The sequence below is a fragment of the Streptococcus sp. 27098_8_103 genome (assembly GCF_041432345.1).
Classification (GTDB): Bacteria; Bacillota; Bacilli; order Lactobacillales; family Streptococcaceae; genus Streptococcus; species Streptococcus mitis_BV.
Genome location: NZ_JAPVZK010000006.1, coordinates 63,733 through 89,808, shown reverse-complemented (window position 1 = coordinate 89,808; position 26,076 = coordinate 63,733). Strand labels below are relative to the sequence as shown.

General features: G+C 38.7%; 26 protein-coding genes and 1 pseudogene. 17 read left to right on the top strand and 10 right to left on the bottom strand.

Annotated elements, in window-relative coordinates:
- Positions 1 to 81 precede the first annotated feature (81 nt).
- From O3599_RS03180 to O3599_RS03160, 5 genes and pseudogenes are all read right to left on the bottom strand, one after another.
- Positions 82 to 1,214, bottom strand: a pseudogene (locus O3599_RS03180) (tyrosine-type recombinase/integrase).
- A gap of 3 nt (positions 1,215 to 1,217) precedes the next feature.
- Positions 1,218 to 1,412, bottom strand: a complete 195-nt coding sequence (locus O3599_RS03175; protein WP_000598356.1) for a DUF3173 domain-containing protein — start codon at positions 1,410 to 1,412, stop codon at positions 1,218 to 1,220.
- A gap of 59 nt (positions 1,413 to 1,471) precedes the next feature.
- Positions 1,472 to 1,858: a hypothetical protein gene (locus O3599_RS03170; RefSeq protein WP_001096843.1), complete on the bottom strand. Its 387-nt coding sequence runs from the start codon at positions 1,856 to 1,858 to the stop codon at positions 1,472 to 1,474.
- A gap of 2 nt (positions 1,859 to 1,860) precedes the next feature.
- On the bottom strand, positions 1,861 to 3,057 hold the full coding sequence (locus O3599_RS03165; RefSeq protein ID WP_045616578.1) for a replication initiation factor domain-containing protein: 1,197 nt from the start codon (positions 3,055 to 3,057) through the stop codon (positions 1,861 to 1,863).
- Positions 3,058 to 3,097: 40 nt separating this feature from the next.
- Positions 3,098 to 3,571, bottom strand: coding sequence for a hypothetical protein (locus O3599_RS03160; protein ID WP_000182279.1), 474 nt, complete (start codon positions 3,569 to 3,571; stop codon positions 3,098 to 3,100).
- A 319-nt stretch (positions 3,572 to 3,890) separates the two neighbouring features.
- On the opposite strand from O3599_RS03160, the gene O3599_RS03155 reads away from it, so the two are divergent.
- On the top strand, positions 3,891 to 4,337 hold the full coding sequence (locus O3599_RS03155; RefSeq protein WP_000287814.1) for a helix-turn-helix transcriptional regulator: 447 nt from the start codon (positions 3,891 to 3,893) through the stop codon (positions 4,335 to 4,337).
- 163 nt (positions 4,338 to 4,500) lie between these two features.
- On the opposite strand, the gene O3599_RS03150 is transcribed toward O3599_RS03155, so the two are convergent.
- A complete protein-coding gene (locus O3599_RS03150; RefSeq protein WP_009732038.1) occupies positions 4,501 to 4,827 on the bottom strand; it encodes a multidrug efflux SMR transporter in 327 nt (108 codons plus the stop codon).
- Between the two features lie 172 nt (positions 4,828 to 4,999).
- Between O3599_RS03150 and O3599_RS03145 the strand changes: the two genes are divergently transcribed.
- The 9 genes from O3599_RS03145 to pcp all read left to right on the top strand — a co-directional run bounded on the left by O3599_RS03145 (position 5,000) and on the right by pcp (position 13,753).
- Complete coding sequence (locus O3599_RS03145) at positions 5,000 to 5,398, top strand: hypothetical protein (protein ID WP_045616577.1); 399 nt, start codon at positions 5,000 to 5,002, stop codon at positions 5,396 to 5,398.
- Between the two features lie 313 nt (positions 5,399 to 5,711).
- On the top strand, positions 5,712 to 6,989 hold the full coding sequence (locus tag O3599_RS03140) for a gamma-glutamylcysteine synthetase (protein WP_371511957.1): 1,278 nt from the start codon (positions 5,712 to 5,714) through the stop codon (positions 6,987 to 6,989).
- Between the two features lie 75 nt (positions 6,990 to 7,064).
- Positions 7,065 to 8,549: a threonine synthase gene (thrC, locus tag O3599_RS03135; protein WP_371511955.1), complete on the top strand. Its 1,485-nt coding sequence runs from the start codon at positions 7,065 to 7,067 to the stop codon at positions 8,547 to 8,549.
- Positions 8,550 to 8,609: 60 nt separating this feature from the next.
- Positions 8,610 to 9,890: an MATE family efflux transporter gene (locus tag O3599_RS03130; RefSeq protein ID WP_020903673.1), complete on the top strand. Its 1,281-nt coding sequence runs from the start codon at positions 8,610 to 8,612 to the stop codon at positions 9,888 to 9,890.
- A 3-nt stretch (positions 9,891 to 9,893) separates the two neighbouring features.
- Positions 9,894 to 10,520 carry an HAD family hydrolase gene (locus O3599_RS03125; RefSeq protein ID WP_020903674.1) on the top strand — a complete coding sequence of 209 codons (627 nt, stop codon included), beginning with the start codon at positions 9,894 to 9,896 and terminating at the stop codon, positions 10,518 to 10,520.
- A 159-nt stretch (positions 10,521 to 10,679) separates the two neighbouring features.
- Complete coding sequence (locus O3599_RS03120; RefSeq protein WP_049515746.1) at positions 10,680 to 11,882, top strand: LysM domain-containing protein; 1,203 nt, start codon at positions 10,680 to 10,682, stop codon at positions 11,880 to 11,882.
- Between the two features lie 315 nt (positions 11,883 to 12,197).
- Complete coding sequence (locus tag O3599_RS03115) at positions 12,198 to 12,623, top strand: MarR family winged helix-turn-helix transcriptional regulator (RefSeq protein ID WP_247939448.1); 426 nt, start codon at positions 12,198 to 12,200, stop codon at positions 12,621 to 12,623.
- Positions 12,624 to 12,633: 10 nt separating this feature from the next.
- Positions 12,634 to 12,996, top strand: a complete 363-nt coding sequence (locus O3599_RS03110) for a DUF1304 domain-containing protein (RefSeq protein ID WP_247939449.1) — start codon at positions 12,634 to 12,636, stop codon at positions 12,994 to 12,996.
- Positions 12,997 to 13,108: 112 nt separating this feature from the next.
- Positions 13,109 to 13,753, top strand: a complete 645-nt coding sequence (gene pcp / locus O3599_RS03105) for a pyroglutamyl-peptidase I (RefSeq protein ID WP_247939450.1) — start codon at positions 13,109 to 13,111, stop codon at positions 13,751 to 13,753.
- Between the two features lie 24 nt (positions 13,754 to 13,777).
- Here pcp and O3599_RS03100 read toward each other — a convergent pair whose 3' ends face one another.
- Positions 13,778 to 14,635 (bottom strand): DUF975 family protein, encoded by an 858-nt coding sequence (locus O3599_RS03100; protein WP_247939451.1) that lies wholly within the window; start codon positions 14,633 to 14,635, stop codon positions 13,778 to 13,780.
- 118 nt (positions 14,636 to 14,753) lie between these two features.
- On the opposite strand from O3599_RS03100, the gene tgt reads away from it, so the two are divergent.
- The 7 genes from tgt to comGB all read left to right on the top strand — a co-directional run bounded on the left by tgt (position 14,754) and on the right by comGB (position 22,836).
- Complete coding sequence (gene tgt / locus O3599_RS03095; protein ID WP_001285237.1) at positions 14,754 to 15,896, top strand: tRNA guanosine(34) transglycosylase Tgt; 1,143 nt, start codon at positions 14,754 to 14,756, stop codon at positions 15,894 to 15,896.
- A 100-nt stretch (positions 15,897 to 15,996) separates the two neighbouring features.
- Positions 15,997 to 17,814: an acyltransferase family protein gene (locus O3599_RS03090; RefSeq protein ID WP_084928158.1), complete on the top strand. Its 1,818-nt coding sequence runs from the start codon at positions 15,997 to 15,999 to the stop codon at positions 17,812 to 17,814.
- Between the two features lie 151 nt (positions 17,815 to 17,965).
- Positions 17,966 to 19,117 (top strand): N-acetylglucosamine-6-phosphate deacetylase, encoded by a 1,152-nt coding sequence (gene nagA, locus O3599_RS03085; protein WP_084928157.1) that lies wholly within the window; start codon positions 17,966 to 17,968, stop codon positions 19,115 to 19,117.
- A gap of 161 nt (positions 19,118 to 19,278) precedes the next feature.
- A complete protein-coding gene (locus O3599_RS03080) occupies positions 19,279 to 20,337 on the top strand; it encodes a zinc-dependent alcohol dehydrogenase family protein (RefSeq protein WP_247939452.1) in 1,059 nt (352 codons plus the stop codon).
- Positions 20,338 to 20,488: 151 nt separating this feature from the next.
- Positions 20,489 to 20,854: a DUF1033 family protein gene (locus O3599_RS03075; protein WP_000286405.1), complete on the top strand. Its 366-nt coding sequence runs from the start codon at positions 20,489 to 20,491 to the stop codon at positions 20,852 to 20,854.
- Between the two features lie 76 nt (positions 20,855 to 20,930).
- Entirely contained in the window at positions 20,931 to 21,872 is a 942-nt protein-coding gene (gene comGA / locus O3599_RS03070; protein WP_247939453.1) for a competence type IV pilus ATPase ComGA, read from the top strand.
- Complete coding sequence (comGB, locus tag O3599_RS03065; RefSeq protein WP_247939464.1) at positions 21,820 to 22,836, top strand: competence type IV pilus assembly protein ComGB; 1,017 nt, start codon at positions 21,820 to 21,822, stop codon at positions 22,834 to 22,836. The genes comGA and comGB overlap by 53 nt, the downstream gene beginning before the upstream one ends.
- Before the next feature lie 81 nt (positions 22,837 to 22,917).
- Here the strand turns inward: comGB and O3599_RS03060 are convergent, their stop codons facing one another.
- The 3 genes from O3599_RS03060 to O3599_RS03050 all read right to left on the bottom strand — a co-directional run bounded on the left by O3599_RS03060 (position 22,918) and on the right by O3599_RS03050 (position 25,915).
- Complete coding sequence (locus O3599_RS03060; RefSeq protein WP_371511950.1) at positions 22,918 to 24,363, bottom strand: recombinase family protein; 1,446 nt, start codon at positions 24,361 to 24,363, stop codon at positions 22,918 to 22,920.
- Positions 24,364 to 24,509: 146 nt separating this feature from the next.
- Complete coding sequence (locus O3599_RS03055; RefSeq protein ID WP_371511947.1) at positions 24,510 to 25,163, bottom strand: SHOCT domain-containing protein; 654 nt, start codon at positions 25,161 to 25,163, stop codon at positions 24,510 to 24,512.
- Between the two features lie 14 nt (positions 25,164 to 25,177).
- Complete coding sequence (locus O3599_RS03050; RefSeq protein ID WP_371511945.1) at positions 25,178 to 25,915, bottom strand: XRE family transcriptional regulator; 738 nt, start codon at positions 25,913 to 25,915, stop codon at positions 25,178 to 25,180.
- Positions 25,916 to 26,076 lie beyond the last annotated feature (161 nt).

Genomic DNA, 26,076 nt, shown 5'->3' with positions numbered 1-26,076 from the left:
ATTAAAGACAAGGTTTTCGGACCTTGTCTTTTTCTTTTATTTGTTGAATTTGTAACGCTGAGTTACTTAAAATTACTAGTTTTATAACAAATCATCTAATTTATCCGCTAATTTTTGTTGCTTGCTTGGATACAAATGAGAGTATGTATCTATTGTTGTAGTTATAGAAGCATGTCCTAATCTTTCTTTTACGACAAGATAATCTTCTCCTTGGTTTATTAGTAGGGAAGCATGTGAATGCCTGAAGTCATGAATTCTTATTTTTTTTAAAGAACTATCTCTTTGTAATATTTTTTTATATTGTTTTTCGATTGAATCCTTAGTTATCGTAATCGGGCTATTTTGAAATATCTGTAGATCATCTAGGTTGGTTGTAAATTCTTTTAATCTTTCATGCTGTGTTTGCCTCCATTCTTCTAGTGTCTCCACTAGTTTGGTGTTCATGATGATTCTTCGGGTTCCAGCTTTTGTCTTTGTACTACTAATGTGTTCTTCACTTTTTTAACGTATATTGATTTACTTACATGGATTGTATTTGTAGAAAACTCTATGTCCTTCCACGTTAGAGCAAGAGCTTCTCCGAGTCTTAGACCAGTAAAAAATAGAACTGTGAATAGTAATTTTATATTGTATTCATCGTTGCTAAATAGTGTTAAGAAATGCTTAAATTCTTTTACTGTCCAGAAATTTAATTTTACTTTTTCTATGGGTAATTTTTTCAGTAATCCTACGGGATGTTCCTTGTAAAATCCCTTTCTTAATCCAACATCCAGAATTTTCTTTAGTAAAATTATAATTTTATTAATAGTGTTTGGACTTAGCTTCTTTTCTGAGTTTTGAGTATTTTTATCTCTTAGATGTTCTCTGAATTGATAGATATCTTCATAAGTTAATTTAGCTACATCATCAACTTTTTCAAAATAGTTTTTTATATGCCTGTTATAGTTGTTTTCTTGTGTATCTATATAGCTTTGTTTTCTGTTGTTTATTCTATCCTCTTCTTTTAAGAGATCATAAAGGATATCAATTGATATTTTTGAGTTGAAACTTTTTTCTTTAAGTTCGACACTTCGTAAGTATTGTTCGGCCTCCAATGCTTCTTTTTTAGTTTTGAATCCTTTTCTTACAATTCTACGTTGTTTTAGAGATATTGGATTTATACCATTGGAAACATCAACAATCCAAGTTCCGTCTCTACTTTTGCGTAAAGCCATAAGCTACGCTTCTTTCTGGAGTTCAATTCCTAATAGTTCTTCTGCGACACTGGCTGGAATTGTACCAATCCTTTTGTTATCGTAGATGTTAAAACCACGATTCACTAATAGTAATTTGCCGGTATGGATAATCTTTCTTGCAGTTCCTGGAGCAAATCCAAGTTCGATAAGGTCATCTTTTGTTACAGTTTTAATCATGTGATCTCCTTTTCTAATTAGATTAACTAAGGGGAGGATTAACTCCCCTTGTATTTTACTTATTTTTGTTTTACATCTACTAAATGGATAGCATCAGCCTTGTAATACATTGTCGTGCTAATCATAGTAGCTTGTAAATTGTCAAATGTAACTGGTACTTCATCCATTGCTTGGATATAGTCATTATCAACCAAGGCATCTGGATTGTCTACTGAGACTTGGGTTGATTTCTTTTTGAATTGTCCATCCTTGATTGTTACATTGTATTTCCAACCAATGATTTTATCGGTATTAAAACGTCTTTCGCTACCATCTCGGTTTTTGATAATTTCTCCGTTTGCATCTGCTCGGACTTCCGTTTCAAATTTTGGAATGACTTCATCCAATTCAAATTTTGTTCCAATGTTATTAAAATTCCAGTCATTTTGTGAAAGCATTTTTGCCATAGTTAATTTCTCCTTTTAATATTTTCTTTGATTGTAGGGATCAAATCCTCTCGTTTAAAGAGTATTGCTCTTTCTATTAATCCACTTGCTAAATCTGGTGGATATTCCATATTGTTGAGTGCGAGATAGTTAGCTTTCTCATACTCATGCAGTAAGTTATTGTCGTATAGAAATTTATACGCTTTTAGAATAGCTCCTGAACCTTTATAGGTAAACCATTCTAATTTTTGTTCTAGTTCTGTTTTTGATTTTGAAATAATGATAGAGACGGGTTTTGAATGGCCTAAAAACTTTTCCCAAGATCTCAAAGGTTTTGAGAAATAGCTATCACTATAGAACCTCACTTTTTCTTTGAGATATCCCTTGGTAAAGTTGAGAAGATCTATTTCTGAATGCAACCATTCTTGAATGAAGTAGTGAGCTTTTTCTTTCCTAAGTTCTAACTCAGTTCTTATCCAATTTTCTATATACCGCTTGCTGATACCGAGCTTCTCAGCTCGTTCTAAGCGTTTATCGTAAATTCTAAGTCTTTCGTCATCATTGGGTTTTCTCAAATATAAGGTCTGGCCGATTGTTTCATCTCCGTAGGTATTGTAGTAGGTGCTTTTTCCATATATAAAGCGTTTCTTCTGACAAATCTTTAGAAGCTGATTAGGAGTGAAATAGGGTGTTTCATTAAAATCATCTATTGCAATATCAATTCGTCTTACTGAAAAATGATTGTAATTGTAGTAGAGGTTGTTCAAAAACTGTCTTTCGGACAGACTATTTGGATCTAATACCATATCTCTATAGAACTCGAGTGCCTGTCCTGACATGACAAGCATGTAGGACGACTCTTTCGCTCCATAGTAGATACGGATATTCCCATAATGAAGCTGGCTATCATAGTTATAGTATTTAAGGCTCCCTTTATTCTCAATAAATAGGTCATAGTCAAGAAATAGAATGTCTTCGATTATTTCTCTTGGCGAAAATTCAGTCTTATCAAACTGAATTTGAATCCAGTCAAATACAGAACGTAAATGTTCATTTTTTGCCATAGATTTTGATTCAACTTTTTGCTTAATTTTGCCACCCTTAAAATCTCCGAAACCCTTGGAAATACTGAATTCTTTCGATGGTACACCTAACTTGCAGAGGGTGGTGTTACTACACACCCTATCGGTCAAAAATGGTCCGTCCGCATCTACGCTCATTTTCGGCTTTCTGCCTCATGGCTCAGCCGAAAACTCGCTATTAGCCGAACCTATTTTTTGACCTCTTGTTAACAAACCCTAGTAAGCCGGTTTGCATCGACTCTTCAATATCTTGGATTTTCTTTTTTAGGTTGGAATTCTCAATTTTTATCAGTCGCATTTCTCGCTTAAATTCCTGTTTTAAGGCGCTCAGTTCATCGTAGAGCTCATCTATTACTTGGTTTAGGGATTCATGTTCATTGTCTGCTAGACTCCCAAATACGGCTTGTATAGCCTCTTTTAGACCTATTTCAAGTTTTAGTTTAGCTAACTTTTGAAATTGTCTAAGGTCTTCGTCTGTAAAATCATAGGCAACTGTATAACTTAATTGATGAGTTCTGGGATTTCTACTGATAGGAACTTTAATTTTCTTAAATTCCTTGCCACTTATCTCTTTAATCAGTTGAATCCAATTTTTAAGAGTAGAGGTAGAGTTTAGGCCAGAAATTTGATTGACTAACTCTTTATTGGTCATCTTTTTGTGAAACCTCCGAAATTTTCTTGTGCAACTGAAGAGTTTTCTGTGGTATAATTGTTACATAATATGTTTTGATCTTGGAACGAACGGCACATTTGTTTCAAGATTTTTTATTTTGTCGAATCCTACCTCCTTTATTAAAATTTTTTAAATCGACTACTAGTTACATACGCTTTTACCTCCTTTTATGCTATAATATTCTCAATGGAATATTCAATCTCAAAATAAATATTCCTTATGGAATAATTCTATTTTATACCGTTTAGAATATTTTGTCAAGCTAAAATATACGAATAAGAATATCTATAGGAGAATTATGTATACAGAGGATTATAAATTTTCAGAGAGGTTAAAAACTCTCAGAAAATCAAAAAAGTTAACTCAAGTACAAATATCGGAATTAATTGGAGTTCAACAAGGGACATATTCTCGGTGGGAGAATGGAACGTTAGAACCAGGATTAGAATTCGTTGTGAAATTAGCAAATATCTTTGGGACTACTACAGATTATTTGCTGGGACAAAAACCTTATTCAATTATCAGTAGTTTACCTCTAGAACAATTAGATCTTACCAATATTGCAAACTTTTCAAAGGATGAGTTTGATATTTTGAAACATTCAATAGCAGTTTCGGTGGCAAGAAATAAAATAAAGGCAACAGAACTAAAAGATAGAGTTATAGAAAAAAATCAGTTGTCAGAAAAAGATGCAGAACTTTTGAATAAGATTTTTGAAGAAGTTAAAACTTATTGGGAAAATTAGGAGGACGCTAGTCTTCAAAATTCCCTCCCAAAATGTGTCCAAAATATTGACAGAATTCTAGCTTTTCATTATAGTTCTTATGGAACTTTTTTTCTACAACAAAATAGGCTCCATAATATCCATAGGGGATTTACCCACTACAAATAGTATAGAGCCGGTTTTATTAATGTCCTGCATTTCCTAATAAGTTAACCATGACAACACCAATGATAATCAAAATTAAACCGATAATGCTATAAACATTTAGTGTTTCTTTGAAAATCATTACTGCGATAGAGGCTGTCAAAACTAAACCGACAGCTGACCATGTTGCATAAGCTATTCCTAAAGGAATTTTTTGCATTGCTAGTGATAAGAAATAGAAACAAACGCCATAGCTAAGTAGGGCAGAAACGGTTGGAATAGGCTTTGTAAAACCGTCTGATAATTTCAAAAGGTTAGTTCCCAATATCTCTCCTACAATGGCGATAAAAAGATAAAAGTATGACATGTCTTTAACCTCCTATATGTCATGTTTTTGCTCTAAGAGCTATTATAGCTATCCGTTTTTTATAAATCTTGGCACAAGTCATGAGAATTTGTAGTAAAACTGTGGCAGACACTTTTTCAGAACCAATAGCTGATAAGTTTAGTATATCATAAGATAAATTTTAAAAAAAGTCTTGATTTATTTCAATGTCTTGCGTGGTCTCGATTTTACTGGTAAAATTACTTTTAAGAACTTTAAAAAAGAGGTTTCTATATTTGACAAAACAATGACTTGTTGTCCCGAATGTGGGCATCCTTTGGAGAAAAAATTTTTAAAAGATGAGGGAGATATTCCTTATTGTTCACAATGTGCGAGTTTTCGTTTTCCAGTCTTTAATACAGCAATTAGTGCGATTTTATTTAATGAAAAACATGATAAGATTCTCTTGATTAAGCAATATGACATGGCTGAGCATATTTTGCTAGCTGGTTATGTGTCTAATGATATTCACAACCAATTTCTACAATCATTAAAGACAATTAATTTAGCCTCTCTTATTACGGATATGGGTAATAAAATTGCACAAAACTAGTCCAAAACTCTTTTTAATAAGGAGTATACTTTCTAGCATTTTATAGTTACTAAAAAGTATCTAAACTTTGGAAGTGATACTAAGTTTTAAAAAATATTATGGAAAAAAAGCTTATAAAATCAATATTTCTGAGATTTAAAACTAATAATATTAGACTCAAAATCCAGTGTCCGCAAGGACGTGCCGGTTCGACCCCGGCCGCCGGTATAGTATAGAGTTAAGGAACGTTGTAAATCTTCGTTCCTTTTTATATTATTTTTGGTATAATAATAGTTATTCAAATTTTATTTAGATTATGAAAGTGTAGGGAAGTATGTCTCGTTCTATCGATTTATTAAAACATCGGTATTTAAAAAATATTAAAGAAAATCCTGAATTGTTTGTCGGGATTGAGCTGGAATATCCTGTTGTAAACTTGGAAGGGGATGCTACAGATGTTGAAGTTATCAAGTACTTATTCCGATATTTAGTTTCTGCTTTGGATTTTACTGTCGAAAAGGTAGATGATTTTGGGACTCCTATTCAGTTAGTGGACCCAGTAAGTCAGGATACTATTTTATTTGAAGTTTCCTATACTACGATTGAGTTTGCATTTGGTAAGGCTGAAACGATACAAGAGGTTGAAGAACGTTTTAGTATTTATATGGAAGTAATCCAGAAGAAGTTAGCTGAATCAAATCATGCTATTGTCGGCTGTGGTATTCATCCCAACTGGGATAAAAATGAGAATTGTCCAGTGGCTTTCCCACGGTATCGCATGCTGATGGACTATTTGAATTTAAGTAGAAATGTGACTAAATCAGACTTACATCAATTCCCTGAATACGGAGCGTTTATTTGTGGGAGTCAGGTTCAGTTGGATGTTTCAAAGTCTAACTACTTACGAGTGATTAATGCTTTTACCCAAATTGAAGCAGTTAAGGCTTATTTATTTGCAAACTCTGAGTTTACAGGTGCGGATTGGGATACGAAAATTTCAAGGGATATTTTCTGGGAAGAATCGATGCATGGTATCTATCCAGAGAACGTTGGTGTCAATCCTAGACTCTTTAAAGATGAGGATGATTTTTTTGATTATCTAGATCATTCTTCAATTTTTACTGCGGAACGTGATGGACAAACCTATTATTTTTATCCGATTCAGGCTAGGGACTATTTGGCTACAACTGAAATCCAAGCATATGCACTTAATGGGGAAGAAGTTCTTATTTCCCCTCAAGAGAAAGATTTTGAAACTCATCGTAGTTATCAGTACCAAGACTTAACGACTCGCGGAACAGTTGAGTTTCGTAGTGTGTGTACTCAACCTCTAGAGAGAACCTTCGCTTCTGCAGCTTTTCACTTAGGATTGTTGGTTAATTTAGATAAGTTAGAAGCTTACTTAGAAGCAGCTCCTTTCTTTAAAGAATTTGGGCAAAATTATAAGTTTTTAAGACGACAATTTTCTAAGAAGAAGCTTACAGATGAGGAAGAGACTGCGATTATTGAAATTTCCAAAGACTTACTCCTGCTAGCTGAGGAAGGACTGGAGATGAGAAATAAGCAAGAAATGACCTACTTACAGCCTTTGAAAGAAGAATTGAGCCTATAATTTCTCTTATAAAAGGAGAATTTTCTGAAAAATCATGATATAATGGATGAGACTATAGATAAAGGATAGAGAGTAATGACATTAGTTTATCAATCAACGCGTGATGCCAACAATACAGTAACTGCTAGTCAAGCTATTTTGCAAGGTTTGGCGACGGACGGTGGTTTGTTTACACCGCTTACTTATCCAAAGGTAGATTTGGACTTTGACAAATTGAAAGATGCTTCTTATCAGGAAGTTGCTAAGTTAGTTTTGTCGGCATTTTTAGATGACTTTACAGCTGAGGAGTTGGATTACTGTATCAACAATGCCTACGATAGCAAATTTGATACTCCTGCTATCGCGCCATTAGTGAAATTAGACGGACAATATAACTTGGAACTTTTCCATGGTTCAACAATTGCCTTTAAGGATATGGCCTTGTCTATTTTGCCATACTTTATGACAACAGCTGCTAAGAAACATGGTTTGGAGAACAAGATTGTCATCTTGACAGCGACATCTGGTGACACGGGGAAAGCTGCTATGGCAGGATTTGCGGATGTACCTGGTACTGAGATTATCGTCTTTTATCCAAAGGATGGTGTCAGCAAGGTACAAGAGTTGCAAATGACCACTCAGACTGGCGACAATACTCATGTTATCGCTATTGATGGTAACTTTGACGATGCGCAAACAAATGTGAAGCATATGTTTAACGACGTAGTTCTTCGTGAAAGATTAGCGGCTAACAAGTTGCAATTTTCATCTGCAAACTCTATGAATATTGGTCGTTTGGTGCCACAGATTGTTTATTATGTTTATGCCTATGCTCAGTTAGTTAAGACTGGTGAGATTGTGGCTGGTGATAAGGTCAACTTCACAGTACCAACAGGAAACTTTGGAAATATCTTGGCTGCCTTTTATGCTAAACAAATCGGTCTTCCAGTTGGTAAATTGATCTGTGCTTCAAATGACAACAATGTTTTGACAGACTTCTTCAAGACACGTGTTTACGATAAGAAACGTGAGTTTAAGGTGACAACTAGCCCATCTATGGATATCTTGGTATCTTCAAACTTGGAGCGTTTGATTTTCCATCTTTTGGGTAATGATGCGGTTAAGACAGCTGAACTCATGAATGCTTTGAATAGCCAAGGTCAATATGAGTTGACTAATTTTGATACAGAGATTCTTGACCTCTTTGCAGCTGAATATGCGACTGAGGAAGAAACGGCAGCAGAAATCAAGCGTATTTATGAGGCAGATTCTTATATCGAGGATCCACATACGGCGGTTGCCTCGGCAGTTTATAAGAAATACCAAGCGGCTACTGGCGATGTGACTAAGACAGTGATTGCTTCAACAGCGAGTCCATACAAGTTCCCAGTGGTTGCAGTAGAAGCTGTAACAGGTAAAGTAGGCTTGACTGACTTTGAAGCCTTGGCTCAATTACATGATATTTCAGGAGTTGCAGTGCCACCAGCAGTTGACGGGCTTGAAACAGCTCCTGTTCGTCACAAGACAACAGTGGCAGCTGCTGATATGCAAGCAGCGGTTGAGGCTTATCTAGGACTTTAAGACAGAGGGAGTAAACTCGGTTGGGAAACCAACTGAGTTTCTTTTCATCAGGAGGAAGGATTGTTTAAGAAAAATAAAGACATTCTTAATATTGCCTTGCCAGCTATGGGCGAAAACTTTTTGCAGATGCTCATGGGGATGGTGGATAGTTACTTGGTAGCCCACTTGGGCTTGATAGCTATTTCGGGTGTATCAGTAGCTGGCAATATTATCACGATTTATCAGGCGATTTTCATCGCTCTGGGAGCTGCTATTTCCAGTGTTATTTCAAAAAATTTGGGGCAGAAGGATCAATCTATGCTAGCCTATCATGTGACTGAGGCATTGAAGATTACCTTACTATTAAGTTTCCTTTTAGGATTTTTGTCCATCTTCGCTGGGAAAGAGATGATAGGACTTTTGGGGACGGAGAGAGATGTAGCTGAGAGTGGTGGACTCTACCTATCTTTGGTAGGCGGATCGATTGTTCTCTTAGGTTTAATGACTAGTCTGGGAGCCTTGATTCGTGCAACGCATAATCCACGTCTGCCTCTCTATGTTAGTTTTTTATCCAATGCCTTGAATATTCTTTTTTCAAGTCTAGCTATTTTTGTTCTGGATATGGGGATAGCTGGTGTTGCTTGGGGGACAATTCTGTCTCGTTTGGTAGGTCTTGTGATTTTATGGTCGCAATTAAAGTTGCCTTTTGAGAAACCGACTTTTGGTTTAGATAAGGAACTATTGACCTTAGCGTTGCCAGCAGCTGGAGAGAGGCTCATGATGAGGGCTGGAGATGTCGTGATCATTGCCTTGGTTGTTTCTTTTGGAACGGAGGCGGTGGCTGGAAATGCAGTCGGAGAAGTCTTGACCCAGTTTAACTATATGCCTGCCTTTGGCGTCGCTACTGCAACGGTCATGCTGGTAGCTCGAGCAGTTGGAGAGGATAATTGGGAAAGAGTAGCTAATTTGAGCAAGCAAACCTTTTGGCTTTCTCTGCTTCTCATGTTGCCCTTGACGCTTAGTGTCTATGCCTTGGGTATACCACTAACTCATCTCTATACGACTGATTCTCTAGCGGTGGAGGCTAGTGTGCTAGTGACACTTTTTTCACTACTTGGTACTCCTATGACGATAGGAACAGTCATCTATACAGCAGTCTGGCAGGGTTTGGGCAATGCTCGGCTTCCCTTTTATGCGACAAGTATAGGAATGTGGTGTATCCGCATTGGAACAGGATATCTGATGGGGATTGTGCTTGGTTGGGGCTTGCCCGGTATTTGGGCCGGAACCCTTTTGGATAATGGTTTTCGTTGGTTATTTCTACGTTACCGTTACCAGCGTTATATGAGCTTGAAAGGATAGGAAATGCAAAAAACAGCTTTTATTTGGGATTTAGATGGGACTTTATTGGATTCTTACGAAGCGATTTTATCAGGAATTGAGGAAACTTTTGCTCAGTTTTCTATTCCTTATGATAAGGAGCAGGTGAGGGAGTTTATTCTCAAGTTTTCTGTGCAGGATTTACTTGTGCAGGTGGCAGAAGAGAGAAAGCTGGATGTGGAAATGCTAAATCAGGTGCGTGCCCAGAGTTTGGCTGAGAAGAATGCTCAGGTAGTTTTGATGCCAGGTGCGCGTGATGTGCTAGCTTGGGCAGAGGAATCAGGAATTCAGCAGTTTGTTTACACTCATAAGGGAGACAATGCTCGTACCATTCTCAGAGACTTGGGTTTGGAATCTTATTTTACAGAGATTTTAACCAGTCAGAGTGGTTTTGTGCGGAAGCCAAGTCCAGAAGCGGCTAACTATCTGTTAGGCAAGTATCAGTTGGATTCTGAGAAGACCTATTATATAGGGGATCGGACTCTGGATGTGGAATTTGCCCAGAATAGTGGGATTCAAAGTATCAACTTTTTAGAGTCGACTTATGAAGGAAATCATAGGATTCAAGGGTTAGCAGATATTCCTTATATTTTTGGGGATTGGGAACGATAAGATTGTGTCAGTTTTGTGACAGAGACCTAACAAACTATTTCAAGTAACCAAGTTTGTTACAAGGAATAGACAGTTCTGTTAAATAGGCCCGAGAGGGCTTTTTTTCTGCATTTTTTGTGTTATGATAGACAGGTACTCATTTGAAAGGAATAGGAAAGAATGAAGAAAAGAATATTATTAGCTTCAACAGTAGCCTTGTCATTTGCCCCAGTATTGGCAACTCAAGCAGAAGAAGTTCTTTGGACTGCACGTAGTGTTGAGCAAATCCAAAACGATTTGACTAAAACGGACAACAAAACAAGTTATACCGTTCAGTATGGTGATACCTTGAGCACCATTGCAGAAGCCTTGGGTGTAGATGTCACAGTTCTTGCGAATTTGAATAAAATCACTAATATGGACTTGATTTTCCCAGAAACTGTTTTGACAACGACCGTCAATGAAGCAGAAGAAGTAACAGAAGTTGAAATCCAAACACCTCAAGCGGCTTCTAGTGAAGAGGTGACAACTGCGACAGCAGATTTGACAACCAATCAAGTGACCGTAGATGATCAAACTGTTCAGGTTGCAGACCTTTCTCAACCGATTGCAGAAGCGCCAAAAGCGGTAGAAACTACAAGTACAAAAGAAGTAGCAACAAATTCAGAAGTTGCAGAGACAGTTGCTACTGCAGAAGAAGTAGCACCATCTACAAATACTTCAACGTCAGAGGAGCAAACAGCCGAAACAAGTAGTGCAGTTGCAGAAGCAGCTCCTCAGGCAACGACTTCAGCTGAGAAAAATGAAACTCAAGCAAGCCCACAAGATGTTTCAACAGTGGAAGAAACTACAACTCCAACAGAAGAAACAGCAATCGAAACAACTGCAAAAAGTTCAGAAGAATTAAAAGAAGCCTCATCAAATGAAGCTACAACAGCAGTTTCTACTTATCAACCAGAAGAGAAGAAAACAGTTTCAACAACTTACGCAGCTCCAGCAGCGCCCGATTATGCTGGACTTGCGGTAGCGAAATCTGAAAATGCAGGCCTTCAACCACAAACAGCGGCCTTTAAAGAAGAAATTGCTAACTTGTTTGGCATCACATCCTTTAGTGGTTACCGTCCAGGAGACAGTGGAGATCACGGAAAAGGTTTGGCTATCGACTTTATGGTACCAGAAAGCTCAGAATTAGGGGATAAGATTGCGGAATACGCTATTCAAAACATGGCCAGCCGTGGAATTAGTTACATTATTTGGAAACAACGTTTCTATGCTCCATTCGATAGCAAATATGGGCCAGCTAATACTTGGAACCCAATGCCAGACCGTGGTAGCGTGACAGAAAATCACTATGATCACGTTCACGTTTCAATGAATGGATAAACCAGACTTGGTAATATCATTTTGACGAATGAGATCTAGCTTTCATGATTGGAAGTAAGTCTCGTTCGTTTTTCTTTGTCATACTCTTCGAAAGTCTCTTCAAACCACGTCAGTTTTATCTGCAACCTCAAAGCTGTGCTTTGAGCAACCTACGGCTAGCTTCCTAGTTTGCTCTTTGATTTTCATTGAGTATCAATATGAATGGAAAATGGAAGTTACCATTTTGTAATGATTGAAGCAACATTCTTGCAATCAATTTTACTTTATAACACAATTGATTAGTCAACTATTGATAAATCAAGATAGGAGAAAGAAATGATAGAGATTCAAGATCTGCTTTATCAACTCCGCTTGTCTGAGCAAGCGAGTACGCAATTGTTTGAAAAAAGACTTGGGATTAGTTTGACACGGTATCAGATTTTACTGTTTTTGCTGAAGCATTCCCCTTGTAATCAAATAGCGGTTCAGGAGCGTTTGAAGATTGATCAGGCTGCTTTGACCCGACATTTCAAAATTCTGGAAAAGGAAGGTTTGGTGGAGCGTCATCGCAATCCTGAAAATCAGCGAGAAGTGTTGGTAGAGGCCACGAAGTATGCCAAGGAGCAGTTAGTGGTGAATCCTCCTCTGAAACATATAAAGGTTAAGCAAGAGATGGAAAGTATCTTAACAGAGTCTGAAAGAACAGAACTCAGCCGTTTATTAAATAAATTGGTTTTGGGTATTGAAAATATAGAGATTTAAGGAGAAATAGATGTCAATTATGACAATCATTTTAGCAACGATTGTTGCTTTGGAGCATTTTTACATTTTTTATTTGGAAAGTATTGCAACGCAATCAGATGTAACTAGTCGTGTCTTTAACATGGATAAGGAAGAATTGGCTCGTCCGTCAGTAAGTTCATTGTTTAAAAATCAAGGGATTTATAATGCTCTGCTAGGAGTCTTTCTCCTGTATGGAATTTATTTCTCACAGAATTTAGAAATTGTGACTATTTTTGTTTTATTTGTGATTGGAGCTGCGGCTTATGGCTCTCTCACAGCAGATAAGAAAATTATTTTGAAGCAAGGTGGACCAGCTATTTTGGCCTTGATTAGTATTTTTCTCTTTAAATAAACTTTAATGCTGGTCTGATCCTCTCTAGTCCTTTTCACTCTAGAATAAGGGAAATATGTTATACTTGTTTTTAAGAAAATAGTTTCATGGAATTGGTTGTAAGGAGTTAGAAATGAAAGTATTAGTGACAGGTTTTGAACCCTTTGGAGGGGAAAAGGTCAATCCAGCTTTGGAGGCCATTAAAGGTTTACCAGCTGAAATCCATGGTGCTGAGGTCCGTTGGTTAGAAGTGCCAACAGTCTTTCATAAATCGGCCCAAGTATTGGAAGAAGAGATGAGTCGTTATCAACCTGATTTTGTCCTTTGTATCGGCCAAGCTGGTGGAAGAACTAGCTTGACGCCTGAACGAGTGGCCATTAACCAAGACGATGCACGCATTCCTGATAACGAAGGTAATCAACCGATTGACCTTCCTATTCGTCCAGATGGTGCTCCGGCCTACTTTAGTAGTTTGCCGATTAAAGCGATGGTCCAAGCTATAAAAAAAGAGGGCTTGCCGGCCTCTGTTTCCAATACGGCAGGGACTTTTGTCTGCAATCATTTGATGTATCAGGTCCTCTATTTGGTAGAAAAGAAATTTCCACATGTTAAGGCAGGGTTTATGCATATTCCTTATATGATGGAACAGGTGGTGAATCGACCTACCACCCCAGCTATGAGTTTAGTGGATATTAGGCGAGGGCTAGAAGCGGCAATCGGCGCCATGATAGAACATGGAGATCAGGATCTCAAGTTGGTAGGCGGAGAAACTCATTGATAGAAAAAGCTTGAGGGGTCACCTTCAAGCTTTTGGACGTTTTCGAGCTAATACTGCTCGGTAAAAAATCATTTTATTAATTTGAATGTAGGGTAGGAGTGAGAAACTAGCAATCCCAAAAGTAATCCAATTGAGGAAGTACCAAGGAAGGAGTTGTAAGTCTAGGACAAAGCGCTGAAATTTGTAGCCTTTCATCAGGAAACGGCTGGTTTTAAGGATTTGTCCTGGTCTAGCTTGTCCCAAGTCTAGGGTGTCACAAAGGAGAAATTCTACCTGTGAATAGGCATAGTATTGTGGAATATAGAGACTATTTCCTATAATCATCAAGAAAATACTTGCTAGAAAGTAGAGACCAAAGATCATGAGGAAGCGTTCAGTTTCAATTGACGAGAGATCCAGATTAGGAAACTCAGGGTGAAGGGCAACGAATTTCTTTGCTAGAAAGCTACTGTAAAAGAGGAAGTAAATCCCGAGTAAACTAGGAATGCTCCATAAAAAGAGATAGAAGCGTTTGAGGAGTAGAGTCAAAAAGGTTTGTGAAAAGTGCTCTTCGTTAAAGAGAGTGAGACTATTTTTGACGGATAGTTCTGTATCTGGATTCTTGATGAGTTTCAGAGTTGTATAAACTGAACTGGTTAGAAGTATTGTTCCGATAAAGGAGACTAATAGGGGAAAAAGGTAGGCTTGGAATACACGACCAAGAACGCTTAAAAAGGATTGTTCTAAAATAGACTCGTTGATACGCTCTAAGGGATTGAGGAAGCCAGACAAAATGATCAGCATGCTAGGTAAGAGATAGACGAGAAAGAGACGGGGATTTTCAGCCTGAAATTGTCTAGCTTGCAGACGAATGGTTTTTAAATCAATTTTTGGGTATTTCATTCTCTCATTATACACCATAGTTCGTGACAGTTCCAGCTTTTTTTGATAAAATCATACAGTATGCCCTTGGGCACAAAGTATGAACTGGGACTGTTTTTCCCAGCTTCGGAGGTAAAAAATGTCAGATTCACCAATCAAATATCGTTTGATTAAGAAAGAAAAACACACGGGAGCTCGTCTGGGAGAAATCATCACTCCCCACGGTACCTTCCCAACACCTATGTTTATGCCAGTTGGGACACAAGCCACTGTCAAAACTCAGTCGCCTGAAGAATTGAAGGAGATGGGTTCGGGAATTATCCTGTCAAACACCTATCATCTCTGGCTTCGTCCTGGAGATGAACTCATCGCACGCGCAGGTGGTCTCCACAAGTTCATGAATTGGGACCAGCCTATCTTGACAGATAGTGGTGGTTTTCAGGTTTATTCCTTAGCAGATAGCCGTAATATCACAGAAGAAGGAGTAACCTTTAAAAACCATCTCAATGGTTCTAAGATGTTCTTGTCCCCAGAAAAAGCCATTTCTATTCAGAATAATTTGGGCTCAGACATCATGATGTCCTTTGACGAATGTCCTCAGTTTTATCAACCTTACGACTACGTTAAGAAATCAATCGAGCGTACCAGCCGTTGGGCTGAGCGTGGTTTGAAGGCTCACCGTCGTCCGCATGACCAAGGGTTATTTGGGATTGTGCAGGGGGCTGGATTTGAAGATCTTCGCCGTCAATCGGCTCACGACCTTGTCAGCATGGATTTCCCAGGCTACTCTATTGGTGGTTTAGCAGTGGGAGAAACCCACGAAGAGATGAATGCGGTCTTGGATTTCACAACTCAACTGCTACCTGAAAATAAACCTCGCTATTTGATGGGTGTGGGAGCGCCAGATAGCTTGATTGATGGGGTGATTCGTGGTGTAGATATGTTTGACTGTGTCTTGCCGACTCGTATAGCTCGTAATGGGACTTGTATGACCAGTCAGGGACGTTTGGTTGTTAAAAATGCTCAGTTTGCTGAGGACTTTACGCCACTAGATCCAGAATGTGATTGCTATACATGTAAGAACTATACACGCGCTTACCTTCGTCACCTGCTCAAGGCTGATGAAACCTTTGGTATCCGCTTGACTAGCTACCATAACCTTTACTTCTTGCTTAACCTGATGAAGCAAGTGCGACAAGCCATTATGGACGACAATCTCTTGGAATTCCGTGAGTATTTTGTTGAAAAATATGGCTATAATAAGTCAGGCCGTAATTTCTAAAATGGAATTGATATAAGCTAAAAATCCTAAGTTTTCTCTTAGGATTTTTCTTCTTTTTTTGATAGAATAAGGTGTATAATGAAAGGGAGAATAAACTCGTATGCGCATTAAATGGTTTTCCTTGATTAGGATTACAGGTTTACTTTTGGTACTCTTGTATCATTTCTTTCAGACCATCTTTCCTGGAGGATTTTTCGGGGTAGATGTCTTTTTCACGTTTTCAGGATTCCTGATTACAGCTCTACTCATCGAAGAATTTTCTAAAAATCATGAGATTGACTTGATAGGATTTTTTAGGAGACGTTTTTATCGGATTGTGCCACCTGTAGTTTTGATGGTCTTGGTAACCATGCCTTTTACTTTTTTGGTTCGCCAAGACTATATTGCTGGAATTGGTGGCCAGATTGCAGGTGTTTTAGGCTTTATGACCAACTTCTATGAACTTCTAACAGGAGGAAGTTATGAATCTCAGTTCATTCCTCATTTGTTTGTTCATAATTGGAGCTTGGCTGTTGAGGTTCACTACTATATCCTCTGGGGCTTGGCAGTTTGGTTCTTATCCAAACAGGCTAAATCAAATGGTCAGTTGAAGGGAATGGTCTTTCTCTTGTCTGCTGCTGCCTTCTTGGTTAGTTTCTTCTCCATGTTTATTGGTAGTTTTCTAGTAACCTCCTATTCCTCTGTTTATTTCTCCAGTTTAACTCATGTCTATCCATTCTTTTTGGGAAGTATCTTAGCAACGATTGTAGGCGTTCGTCAGACGACTTCCCTAGTTAAGCAGTTGGATAAAATCTGGGATTTACGAAAGACCCTTTTAGTTTTTGGAGGAGGTTTTGGCTTCTTACTCATTTTGACTTTCTTTGTCAAATTTACCTATCTCTTTGCCTATCTTATTGGCTTCTTGCTTGCCAGCCTTGCAGCCCTTGCTATGATTCTGGCGGCGCGTGTCTTACATGAAAAGACTCCTAACGTGCAGGAGCCAAAGATGATCAGCTTTTTAGCGGATACTAGCTATGCAGTTTATCTCTTCCATTGGCCTTTCTATATCATTTTTTCACAGTTGACATCAAATCTTTTTGCTGTGTTACTGACTTTGATTTTTTCTTATGGATTTGCCAGTCTTTCATTTTATGTATTGGAACCTTGGATTGCAGGAAAGGACACACCTATTATACAAACCCTCCGTCCCCTTCCTCATATTCACACAATCCTTGCAGCAAGTACTGGAATTTTGGCCTTCATTGTCTTCTTAGTAACTCTGTTGGCACCACAAGTGGGAGCTTTTGAGACAGACTTAACTGTCAATGGCTTGAAGCAAGCTGCAACAAATATTAGCCAGACCAAGGTGATGACAGAACGAGCAGAAGCTGATAGTTTAGGAATTGCTGATGGCACTATGTTAATTGGTGATTCGGTAGCACTAAGAGCTAATACAGCGTTGCAGACAGCCCTTCCAGGGGCACAGATTAATGCACAAGTCAGCAGAACAACCAAGACTGCCAATGAAATCATGCTCAACAATAGCCAGAATAAATTTCTACCAAAGATGGTGGTTATTGCAACTGGGGTAAATAATCCTGAAAATTACAAGGAAGATTGGGATAGTATCGTGAAAAATCTTCCTAAGGGCCACCATATGGTTTTGGTGACTCCTTATGAAGGAGATAAGACAAAAGAGACCTATGCCATCGTTGAGAAGGCGGCTGCCTATATGAGAGAATTGGCAGAGAAGACTCCTTACATCACGATAGCAGATTGGAATCAAGTTGCTAAAGAGCATCCAGAGATCTGGACTGGGACAGACCAAGTCCATTTTGGAAGTGACAATAGTAAAATTGAAGCAGGAGCTAAATTGTATGCAGATACCATTGCTGCAGCCTTGCAAACAGCTCAAGACAAGCCGGTCAAATCAAAATAACTTGTATTAAAAAGAGAAGAGTTGGAGAAATCCAGCTCTTTTAAAATATCTCTAGAAAATAGGTCTATACCATTTACAAATAAAAAAGAAAGGTTTATAATGTAATTGACATAATAAATTGTAGAATCAATCTTTTGAGGAGGTTAACATTATGCCTAACTATATTAAAGCGGATCAGTTTTTCTACCCACATGGAGTTCGTCGTGGAGGTTACTTGGAACTTGTGGACGGCAAGTTTGGAAAACATGTCGCGCAGATTCCTGAAGGCGCTGAGGTGATTGACTATACAGGCTATAGCATTGCTCCAGGACTTGTAGATACCCACATTCATGGATTTGGCGGTGTGGATGTTATGGATAATAATATCGAAGGAACCCTTCATACCATGAGTGAAGGACTACTTAGTACAGGTGTCACCAGCTTCTTGCCAACAACTTTGACTTCAACTTATGAGCAATTGCTTGCGGTAACAGAAAATATCGGTGCTCGTTATCGGGAAGCAAGTGGAGCAAAAATTCGTGGTATTTACTTTGAAGGGCCTTATTTCACAGAGAAATACAAGGGAGCTCAAAACCCTGCCTATATGAAAGATCCTCGTATGGATGAGTTTCGTGCTTGGCAAAAAGCAGCTAATGGCTTGCTTAATAAAATTGCTCTTGCGCCAGAGCGTGAAGGTGTAGAAGACTTTGTACGGACTATCACTGGAGAAGGTGTGACAGTTGCTCTTGGACATTCAAATGCGACATTTGATGAAGCCAAAAAAGCAGTCGATGCTGGAGCGAGCGTATGGGTACATGCCTACAATGGCATGCGTGGCTTGACTCACCGTGAACTCGGTATGGTGGGAGCTATGTATCAATTACCACACACCTATGCAGAGTTGATATGTGATGGTCATCACGTAGATCCCAAGGCCTGTGATATTTTGCTCAAGCAAAAGGGAACTGAAAATATCGCCCTTATCACAGACTGTATGACAGCTGGTGGATTGGAAGACGGTGACTATATGTTGGGAGAATTTCCAGTTGTCGTTGCAAATGGAACTGCACGCCTCAAATCGACAGGCAATTTGGCAGGTTCTATACTCAAACTCAAGGACGGTTTGAAGAATGTGGTCGAATGGGGTATTGCGAATCCACATGAAGCAGTCATGATGGCCAGCTTCAACCCAGCAAAATCTGTTCACATTGACGATGTCTGTGGCCAAATCCGCGAAGGATATGATGCAGACTTTATCGTATTAGATAAAGATTTGGAATTGGTAGCAACCTATCTAGATGGTGTGAAACGTTATCAAGCATAAGAGAGAAAGCAGGAGTTAGAGACTAGCTTCTGCTTTTTTATGCAGGGTACTTTACTGGTAAATAAAAAAGTTAAGAAAATCACAAAAAGACTTGAACAAACAAATGAAAAGGCTTACAATTATATTAAAAATAGTACAAATAAAAAACGGAGGATTGCTTTATGAAAGCCTATACTTATGTTAAACCAGGACTTGCTTCTTTTGTTGATGTAGACAAACCAGTTATTCGCAAGCCAACAGACGCTATTGTGCGTATCGTAAAAACCACTATTTGTGGAACAGACCTCCATATCATTAAAGGAGATGTTCCTGCTTGTCAAAGTGGTACCATTCTTGGTCACGAAGGGATTGGGATTGTTGAAGAAGTTGGAGAAGGAGTTTCTAACTTCAAAAAAGGCGACAAGGTTTTGATTTCTTGTGTTTGTGCCTGTGGCAAATGCTACTACTGTAAAAAAGGAATTTATGCCCATTGTGAAGACGAAGGAGGCTGGATTTTCGGTCACTTGATTGATGGTATGCAGGCTGAATATCTACGTGTCCCTCATGCAGATAACACTCTTTACCATACTCCAGAAGACTTGTCAGATGAAGCCTTGGTTATGTTATCAGACATTTTGCCTACTGGGTATGAAATTGGTGTCTTGAAAGGGAAAGTAGAACCTGGTTGTAGTGTAGCCATTATTGGTTCAGGTCCAGTTGGTTTAGCAGCTCTCTTAACAGCTCAGTTCTATTCACCAGCCAAATTGATTATGGTAGACTTAGACGATAACCGTTTGGAAACTGCCCTATCATTTGGTGCGACTCATAAGGTTAATTCTTCAGCCCCTGAAAAAGCCATTAAAGAAATTTATGATTTGACAGATGGACGTGGTGTGGATGTCGCTATCGAAGCTGTTGGTATTCCTACAACATTTGATTTCTGTCAAAAGATTATCGGTGTAGACGGAACAGTTGCCAACTGTGGTGTACATGGTAAACCAGTTGAATTCGATTTGGACAAACTTTGGATTCGCAACATCAATGTAACAACTGGTTTGGTATCTACAAATACTACTCCACAATTGTTGAAAGCTCTTGAAAGTCATAAGATTGAACCAGAAAAATTGGTAACTCACTATTTCAAACTAAGTGAAATTGAAAAAGCCTATGAAGTTTTCAGTAAAGCAGCAGACCACCATGCAATTAAGGTCATCATCGAAAACGACATTTCTGAAGCTTAGGAAACGAAAAATTTTTATCACATAAGCAAATAGAAATTCAGTCATTCATCAGATGGCTGGATTTTTTATCAAAAAATTAAGAAATGAGCATATTTCTTTCCTTGTTTAATGGAATTAGTTATAATATACGATACAAAGGAAATGAATGAATATGTATCGTGTTATAGAAATGTATGGAGATTTTGAACCTTGGTGGTTCTTAGAAGGTTGGGAAGAAGATATTGTAGCTAGTAAGAAATTTGATCAGTATTATGATGCTCTCAAATACTACAAAACTTGCTGGTTTAGATTGGAACAAGAATCCCCTCTTTATAAAAGTAGAAGTGATTTGATGACCATTTTTTGGGATCCAGAAGACCAACGCTGGTGTGATGAATGTGACGAGTATTTACAACAATACCATTCTTTGGCTCTTTTGCAGGACGAGCAGGTTATTCCAGATGAAAAACTACGCCCAGGCTATGAAAAACAAACAGGTAAGGAAAGGCATCGTTCTTGCCGTATGAAATTAAAATAGAGAAAAAGTAACTTTTTTAGAGTTGCTTTTTTTATTTTTCCAAATCTTTGCGAATAGTATAGGTGAGGAGGTAAGTATGGTTCAAGAAATTGCACAAGAAATCATTCGTTCAGCTCGGAAAAAAGGGGCGCAAGACATTTATTTTGTCCCTAAGTTAGATGCCTATGAGCTTCATATGAGGGTAGGAGACGATCGATGCAAGATTGGCTCTTATGATTTTGAAAAATTTGCGGCCGTTATCAGTCACTTTAAGTTTGTAGCGGGTATGAATGTTGGGGAGAAGAGACGTAGTCAACTTGGTTCCTGTGATTATGAATATGACCAGAAGATGGCATCTCTACGTCTATCTACTGTAGGCGATTATCGAGGGCATGAGAGTTTGGTGATTCGCTTGTTGCATGATGAGGAGCAGGACTTGCATTTTTGGTTTCAGGACATTGAAGAATTAGGTAAGCAGTACAGGCAACGTGGTCTCTATCTTTTTGCAGGTCCAGTCGGCAGTGGCAAGACGACCCTGATGCATGAATTGGCTAAATCTCTCTTTAAAGGACAGCAAGTCATGTCCATCGAAGATCCTGTCGAAATCAAGCAGGACGACATGCTCCAGTTGCAGTTGAATGAGGCGATTGGGCTTACCTATGAAAATCTGATTAAGCTTTCCCTACGGCATCGTCCTGATCTCTTGATTATCGGAGAAATTCGAGACAGCGAGACGGCGCGTGCAGTAGTCAGAGCCAGTTTGACAGGGGCGACAGTCTTTTCAACCATTCATGCCAAGAGTATTCGAGGTGTTTACGAGCGCCTGCTGGAGTTGGGTGTGAGTGAGGAGGAATTGGCAGTAGTTCTGCAAGGAGTCTGCTACCAGAGATTAATCGGGGGAGGAGGAATCGTTGACTTTGCAAACAAAAACTATCAAGAACACCAGTCAACTAGCTGGAATGAACAGATTGACCAGCTTCTTAAAGATGGACATATCACAAGTCTTCAGGCTGAAACGGAAAAAATTAGCTACAGCTAAGCAAAAAAATATCATCACTTTGTTTAACAATCTCTTTTCCAGCGGTTTTCATCTGGTGGAGACCATCTCCTTTTTAGATAGGAGTGCCTTGTTGGACAAGCAATGTGTGACCCAGATGTGCACAGGCTTGTCTCAAGGGAAATCATTTTCAGAAATAATGGACAGTTTGGGATTTTCAAGTGCCATTGTCACTCAGTTATCCCTAGCGGAAGTCCATGGAAATCTCCACCTGAGTTTGGGAAAGATAGAAGAGTATCTGGACAATCTGGCCAAGGTCAAGAAAAAATTAATTGAAGTAGCGACCTATCCCTTGATTTTGCTGGGTTTTCTTCTCTTAATCATGCTGGGGCTACGGAACTACCTACTACCACAACTGGATAGTAGCAATATTGCCACCCAAATTATCGGAAATCTGCCACAAATCTTTCTAGGAATGGTAGGGTTTGTTTCAGTAGGTGTCATTTTAGCACTCACTTTTTATAAAAGAAGTTCTAAGATGCGTGTCTTTTCTATCCTAGCACGCCTTCCCTTTCTTGGAATCTTTGTGCAGACCTATTTGACAGCCTATTATGCGCGTGAATGGGGTAATATGATTTCGCAGGGAATGGAACTGACGCAGATTTTTCAGATGATGCAGGAACAAGGTTCCCAGCTCTTTAAAGAAATAGGTCAAGACCTAGCTAAATCTCTACAAAATGGCCGCGAATTTTCTCAAACCATAGCAACCTATCCTTTCTTTAAGAAAGAGTTGAGTCTTATTATCGAGTATGGGGAAGTCAAGTCCAAGCTGGGTAGTGAGTTGGAAATCTATGCTGAAAAAACTTGGGAAGCCTTTTTTACCCGAGTTAACCGCACCATGAATTTGGTGCAGCCACTGGTTTTTATCTTTGTGGCACTGATTATCGTTTTACTTTATGCGGCAATGCTCATGCCCATGTATCAAAATATGGAGGTAAATTTTTAACATGAAAAAAATGATGACATTCTTGAAAAAAGCTAAGGTTAAAGCTTTCACTCTGGTAGAAATGTAGGTTACTAAAATTATCTATATTTTCCACTTGATAACAATGTCCTCAGCTGTTACCTGAACCTTGTTTATAAGCCCTCTAACAAGTACCTTCTGTTTCTCATAATCCATTGAAAACACTTTTTCAGCGTTTAGCAGTTTCCTCATATCAGCCTTTCTTTTGTTCTTCCTGAGTGCTGGATCGTTTTCCAGTTCAGTTTCAAGAGTCCCCCTCATGCTTATAAATTCGGCTGACTTACTCTGTAATTCTTCAAGGGTAATGCGGTCATCTATGTATAGATCGTTGAGTCTGCTTAGTTTCTTTGATAGCTCCTCTATTTGTCTCTTGTAGCTCTCGCGGTCTATGGTCTCAGCATTGTCTCCTGAAAATATTTTGTCCAGGTAATCAGCGTTATCTTGTAGTTTGCTTATTTCTTCTAGCACATAGGCCTCTAGCTTGTCTTTGTAGTAAAATCCTGAGTCACACTTTTTATTGTCGTTGTAGGTAGTAACGCCTCTCAGCGTTCGTGGGTGTCTTTGATGGCATTCATATTTTTTTAACCTGCTTCCATCTTTCCTCTTTACGCCTAACATAATTTTTAAAGGAGCACCACAATATCCACATTGGGCGATACCGGATAGAATGTACTTAGCCTGGAATGGTCTAGGATTGACATTCTCTGCCGCTGTCCTTTGTCTGATTTTTAGCTCAGATTGAGTCTTATCGTATTCCTCTTTTGAAATAATCGGCTCATGATTACCTGGATAAATTTCTCCCTTATACTGATTGAAACCACAATAGACAGGGTTATCTAGTATGGTCCTGACCGCCCGATAACTCCAAGGCACATGTTTTGGGTATTTCTCATTTAGATCATCCCTCAGCTTAGTAATGGATCTCCCTCTTAGATAACTTTCAAAGATAAACTTAACAGCCAGAGCCTGAGCTGGATTGATAGTAATTGTTCCAGTGTCTCTATGATAGTCATATCCATAGGACGTCTTAGCCCACATCATGGATTTACCAGCCTTTGCCCGTCCTATTTTCCCAAGTTGCATGCGTTCCTTGATTTGCTCCCTTTCTAGCTGAGCAAACACAGAGAGTAGCCCAATCATAGCCTTACCAAAAGGAGTAGAGGTGTCAAAATTCTCCTGTAGGCTCAGAAAGGCTATATTATTCTTTATGAAAATATCCTCAATTAAGTAAAGCGTGTCTTTTTGACTACGGCTAAGACGGTCCAGCTTATAGACTAGAACTGTGTCAAATTTTCTTTTTTTAGCGTCTTTGATAAGTCCCTCGAGTGCTGGTCTGTCAGTATTGGATCCTGAGAAACCTCCATCAGTATATACTTTGTAGACGCTCCAGTCTTTAATGTCGCAGTAGCTAGAGAGCTTAGCTTTTTGCTCATCGATTGAGTAGCCCTCTTCTGCCTGAGATGTGGTAGACACCCTGACGTATATAGCTACTTTATTTGTTGTTATCATAGTAGTACCTCTTTCAAAATTTCCTAAAAAATGATAAAATGGGTACAAGAAAACATCTCAAAAGGCAATATCTTTTGAAAAGTTTTTCTTGTCGCTAGCCTCACGCTCTCGGTCGCCAAACTTCTGAGCGTGGGGCTTTTTTGTTTTTATTGTAAAAGTCGTTGTTTCTGTACTGTAAATTCTTCCTGTGTCAGAACACCAGCGTCTAGTAGTTCTTTTAGTTTCATTAGCTCATCAGCAACAGATATACTTGATATGGTTTGCTCAATTTGTGGAGCCTCTGCAACTTGTTCAACTGGTACTGTTTGACTGAGGTTTTCAGCTAGGATACTACGTAACTTAACCTCTAGTTCAGCATTGTAAGGCACGTTTAGAACTGTTTTGAAAGGATCATCTCTAGTCAGTACAATAGTTCTAGTTACTTGTTGACTAGTTACAGCCTCGCTCTCCCCTGTGGATTGTTTCTTAGCTGTCAACGCACCCGCCAAAGTTCCAACTCCTGGCATGAGGATAGTACCCACGGCTGCTCTAGTCATAACGCCCTTACGCTTTTCTTTACCCTTTGATTTTGTAGAAGTAACCTCTTTGACGGACTCAAAGACCTGTATGTCTTTTATTGTGTCGTACTTAACAATGGTACTCAATCCCATTGAACCAAGAGAGATGACTCTTAAGTTATCATCCCACTTGGCACACATGAAAATCTTGCCTGTAGGTTTCATAGCCTCAGCTAATTGTTTCATTTCTTCCTTGTATTGGCGTTTAGCCTCTTTCATTTCTGCACTATCAAAAATTCCCATTATCCTATACCTCTCTAATTTTTCTTATAAATATCTACGACCTCTCCGATTGTTCGGATGTCGTCGTTTTCTGACAAGTGGATTTCTTCGTATCCACTATTTAAACTTTGTAAGTACCAAGAACCATCATAATCTCTTTTAAGCTTTTTGACGAAGTTCTTGCCGTTCACTTGAAAAATGCCGATTGAGTTGATATCCACTTGACTAGTGACCTTGATAAATAGCAGATCATTATCTTCTATGAGTGGTTCCATTGAGTCGCCTGCCACCTTAGCTATCGTGTCGTATTCATCTGGCACATCTTCAGCTCTGAGTTTTACTTCCATGTGTAGATTGTCTTCCTGAAACGTTCCATGTCCTGCTGCAACCAAGCCCTCAACGTAGTCAATGATATAATCTTCATTGCTTACCTTTTCGAAGATAGAAGCAACCTTAGAATTTTCCTGCTCATCAAGTTGGGCATTGGCAAAGTCGAGGACCTTCTCTTGTCTAGGTTCTTCTAGTTGGTTGTAGATGGTTAGGATTTCAGGTTTTTCAGTTTCCGGTTTATGAAAATCAACTCCATCAGCCAATGTTTCAGGGCGAATCCCAAGCGCTGAGCAGATTTTAAAAATATTATCAACGTTGGATTTTAAAATTCCTCTGTTGAGAATGGAATTTATGGTAGAAGCTGGCATATTGACTTTTAATGCCATCTGCCGAACACTCCCGTATTTCAGCTCTATGAGTTCTCTTAATTCCTGTTCTGTCATAGTTATTTCTCCTTTTTTTTATTATAACACACGAAATTTCGTTTGTAAAGAAAAATAAAATTAAAAAATTGCTACTTTTTCGTTGACAGTGAACGAAAAAAAGTTTATTATATAATCAAGCTCATCAAAGAGCTTTAATTTAAACATAAATGAACGATATT

Coding starts and splice junctions, on each gene's coding strand:
- O3599_RS03175 (WP_000598356.1), bottom strand. CDS start 1,412: ATGATTAAAACTGTAACAAAAGATGACCTTATCGAACTTGGATTTGCT.
- O3599_RS03170 (WP_001096843.1), bottom strand. CDS start 1,858: ATGGCAAAAATGCTTTCACAAAATGACTGGAATTTTAATAACATTGGA.
- O3599_RS03165 (WP_045616578.1), bottom strand. CDS start 3,057: ATGAGCGTAGATGCGGACGGACCATTTTTGACCGATAGGGTGTGTAGT.
- O3599_RS03160 (WP_000182279.1), bottom strand. CDS start 3,571: ATGACCAATAAAGAGTTAGTCAATCAAATTTCTGGCCTAAACTCTACC.
- O3599_RS03155 (WP_000287814.1), top strand. CDS start 3,891: ATGTATACAGAGGATTATAAATTTTCAGAGAGGTTAAAAACTCTCAGA.
- O3599_RS03150 (WP_009732038.1), bottom strand. CDS start 4,827: ATGTCATACTTTTATCTTTTTATCGCCATTGTAGGAGAGATATTGGGA.
- O3599_RS03140 (WP_371511957.1), top strand. CDS start 5,712: ATGTCTCGTTCTATCGATTTATTAAAACATCGGTATTTAAAAAATATT.
- thrC (WP_371511955.1), top strand. CDS start 7,065: ATGACATTAGTTTATCAATCAACGCGTGATGCCAACAATACAGTAACT.
- O3599_RS03125 (WP_020903674.1), top strand. CDS start 9,894: ATGCAAAAAACAGCTTTTATTTGGGATTTAGATGGGACTTTATTGGAT.
- O3599_RS03120 (WP_049515746.1), top strand. CDS start 10,680: ATGAAGAAAAGAATATTATTAGCTTCAACAGTAGCCTTGTCATTTGCC.
- O3599_RS03115 (WP_247939448.1), top strand. CDS start 12,198: ATGATAGAGATTCAAGATCTGCTTTATCAACTCCGCTTGTCTGAGCAA.
- O3599_RS03110 (WP_247939449.1), top strand. CDS start 12,634: ATGTCAATTATGACAATCATTTTAGCAACGATTGTTGCTTTGGAGCAT.
- pcp (WP_247939450.1), top strand. CDS start 13,109: ATGAAAGTATTAGTGACAGGTTTTGAACCCTTTGGAGGGGAAAAGGTC.
- O3599_RS03100 (WP_247939451.1), bottom strand. CDS start 14,635: ATGAAATACCCAAAAATTGATTTAAAAACCATTCGTCTGCAAGCTAGA.
- tgt (WP_001285237.1), top strand. CDS start 14,754: ATGTCAGATTCACCAATCAAATATCGTTTGATTAAGAAAGAAAAACAC.
- O3599_RS03090 (WP_084928158.1), top strand. CDS start 15,997: ATGCGCATTAAATGGTTTTCCTTGATTAGGATTACAGGTTTACTTTTG.
- nagA (WP_084928157.1), top strand. CDS start 17,966: ATGCCTAACTATATTAAAGCGGATCAGTTTTTCTACCCACATGGAGTT.
- O3599_RS03080 (WP_247939452.1), top strand. CDS start 19,279: ATGAAAGCCTATACTTATGTTAAACCAGGACTTGCTTCTTTTGTTGAT.
- O3599_RS03075 (WP_000286405.1), top strand. CDS start 20,489: ATGTATCGTGTTATAGAAATGTATGGAGATTTTGAACCTTGGTGGTTC.
- comGA (WP_247939453.1), top strand. CDS start 20,931: ATGGTTCAAGAAATTGCACAAGAAATCATTCGTTCAGCTCGGAAAAAA.
- comGB (WP_247939464.1), top strand. CDS start 21,820: ATGGACATATCACAAGTCTTCAGGCTGAAACGGAAAAAATTAGCTACA.
- O3599_RS03060 (WP_371511950.1), bottom strand. CDS start 24,363: ATGATAACAACAAATAAAGTAGCTATATACGTCAGGGTGTCTACCACA.
- O3599_RS03055 (WP_371511947.1), bottom strand. CDS start 25,163: ATGGGAATTTTTGATAGTGCAGAAATGAAAGAGGCTAAACGCCAATAC.
- O3599_RS03050 (WP_371511945.1), bottom strand. CDS start 25,915: ATGACAGAACAGGAATTAAGAGAACTCATAGAGCTGAAATACGGGAGT.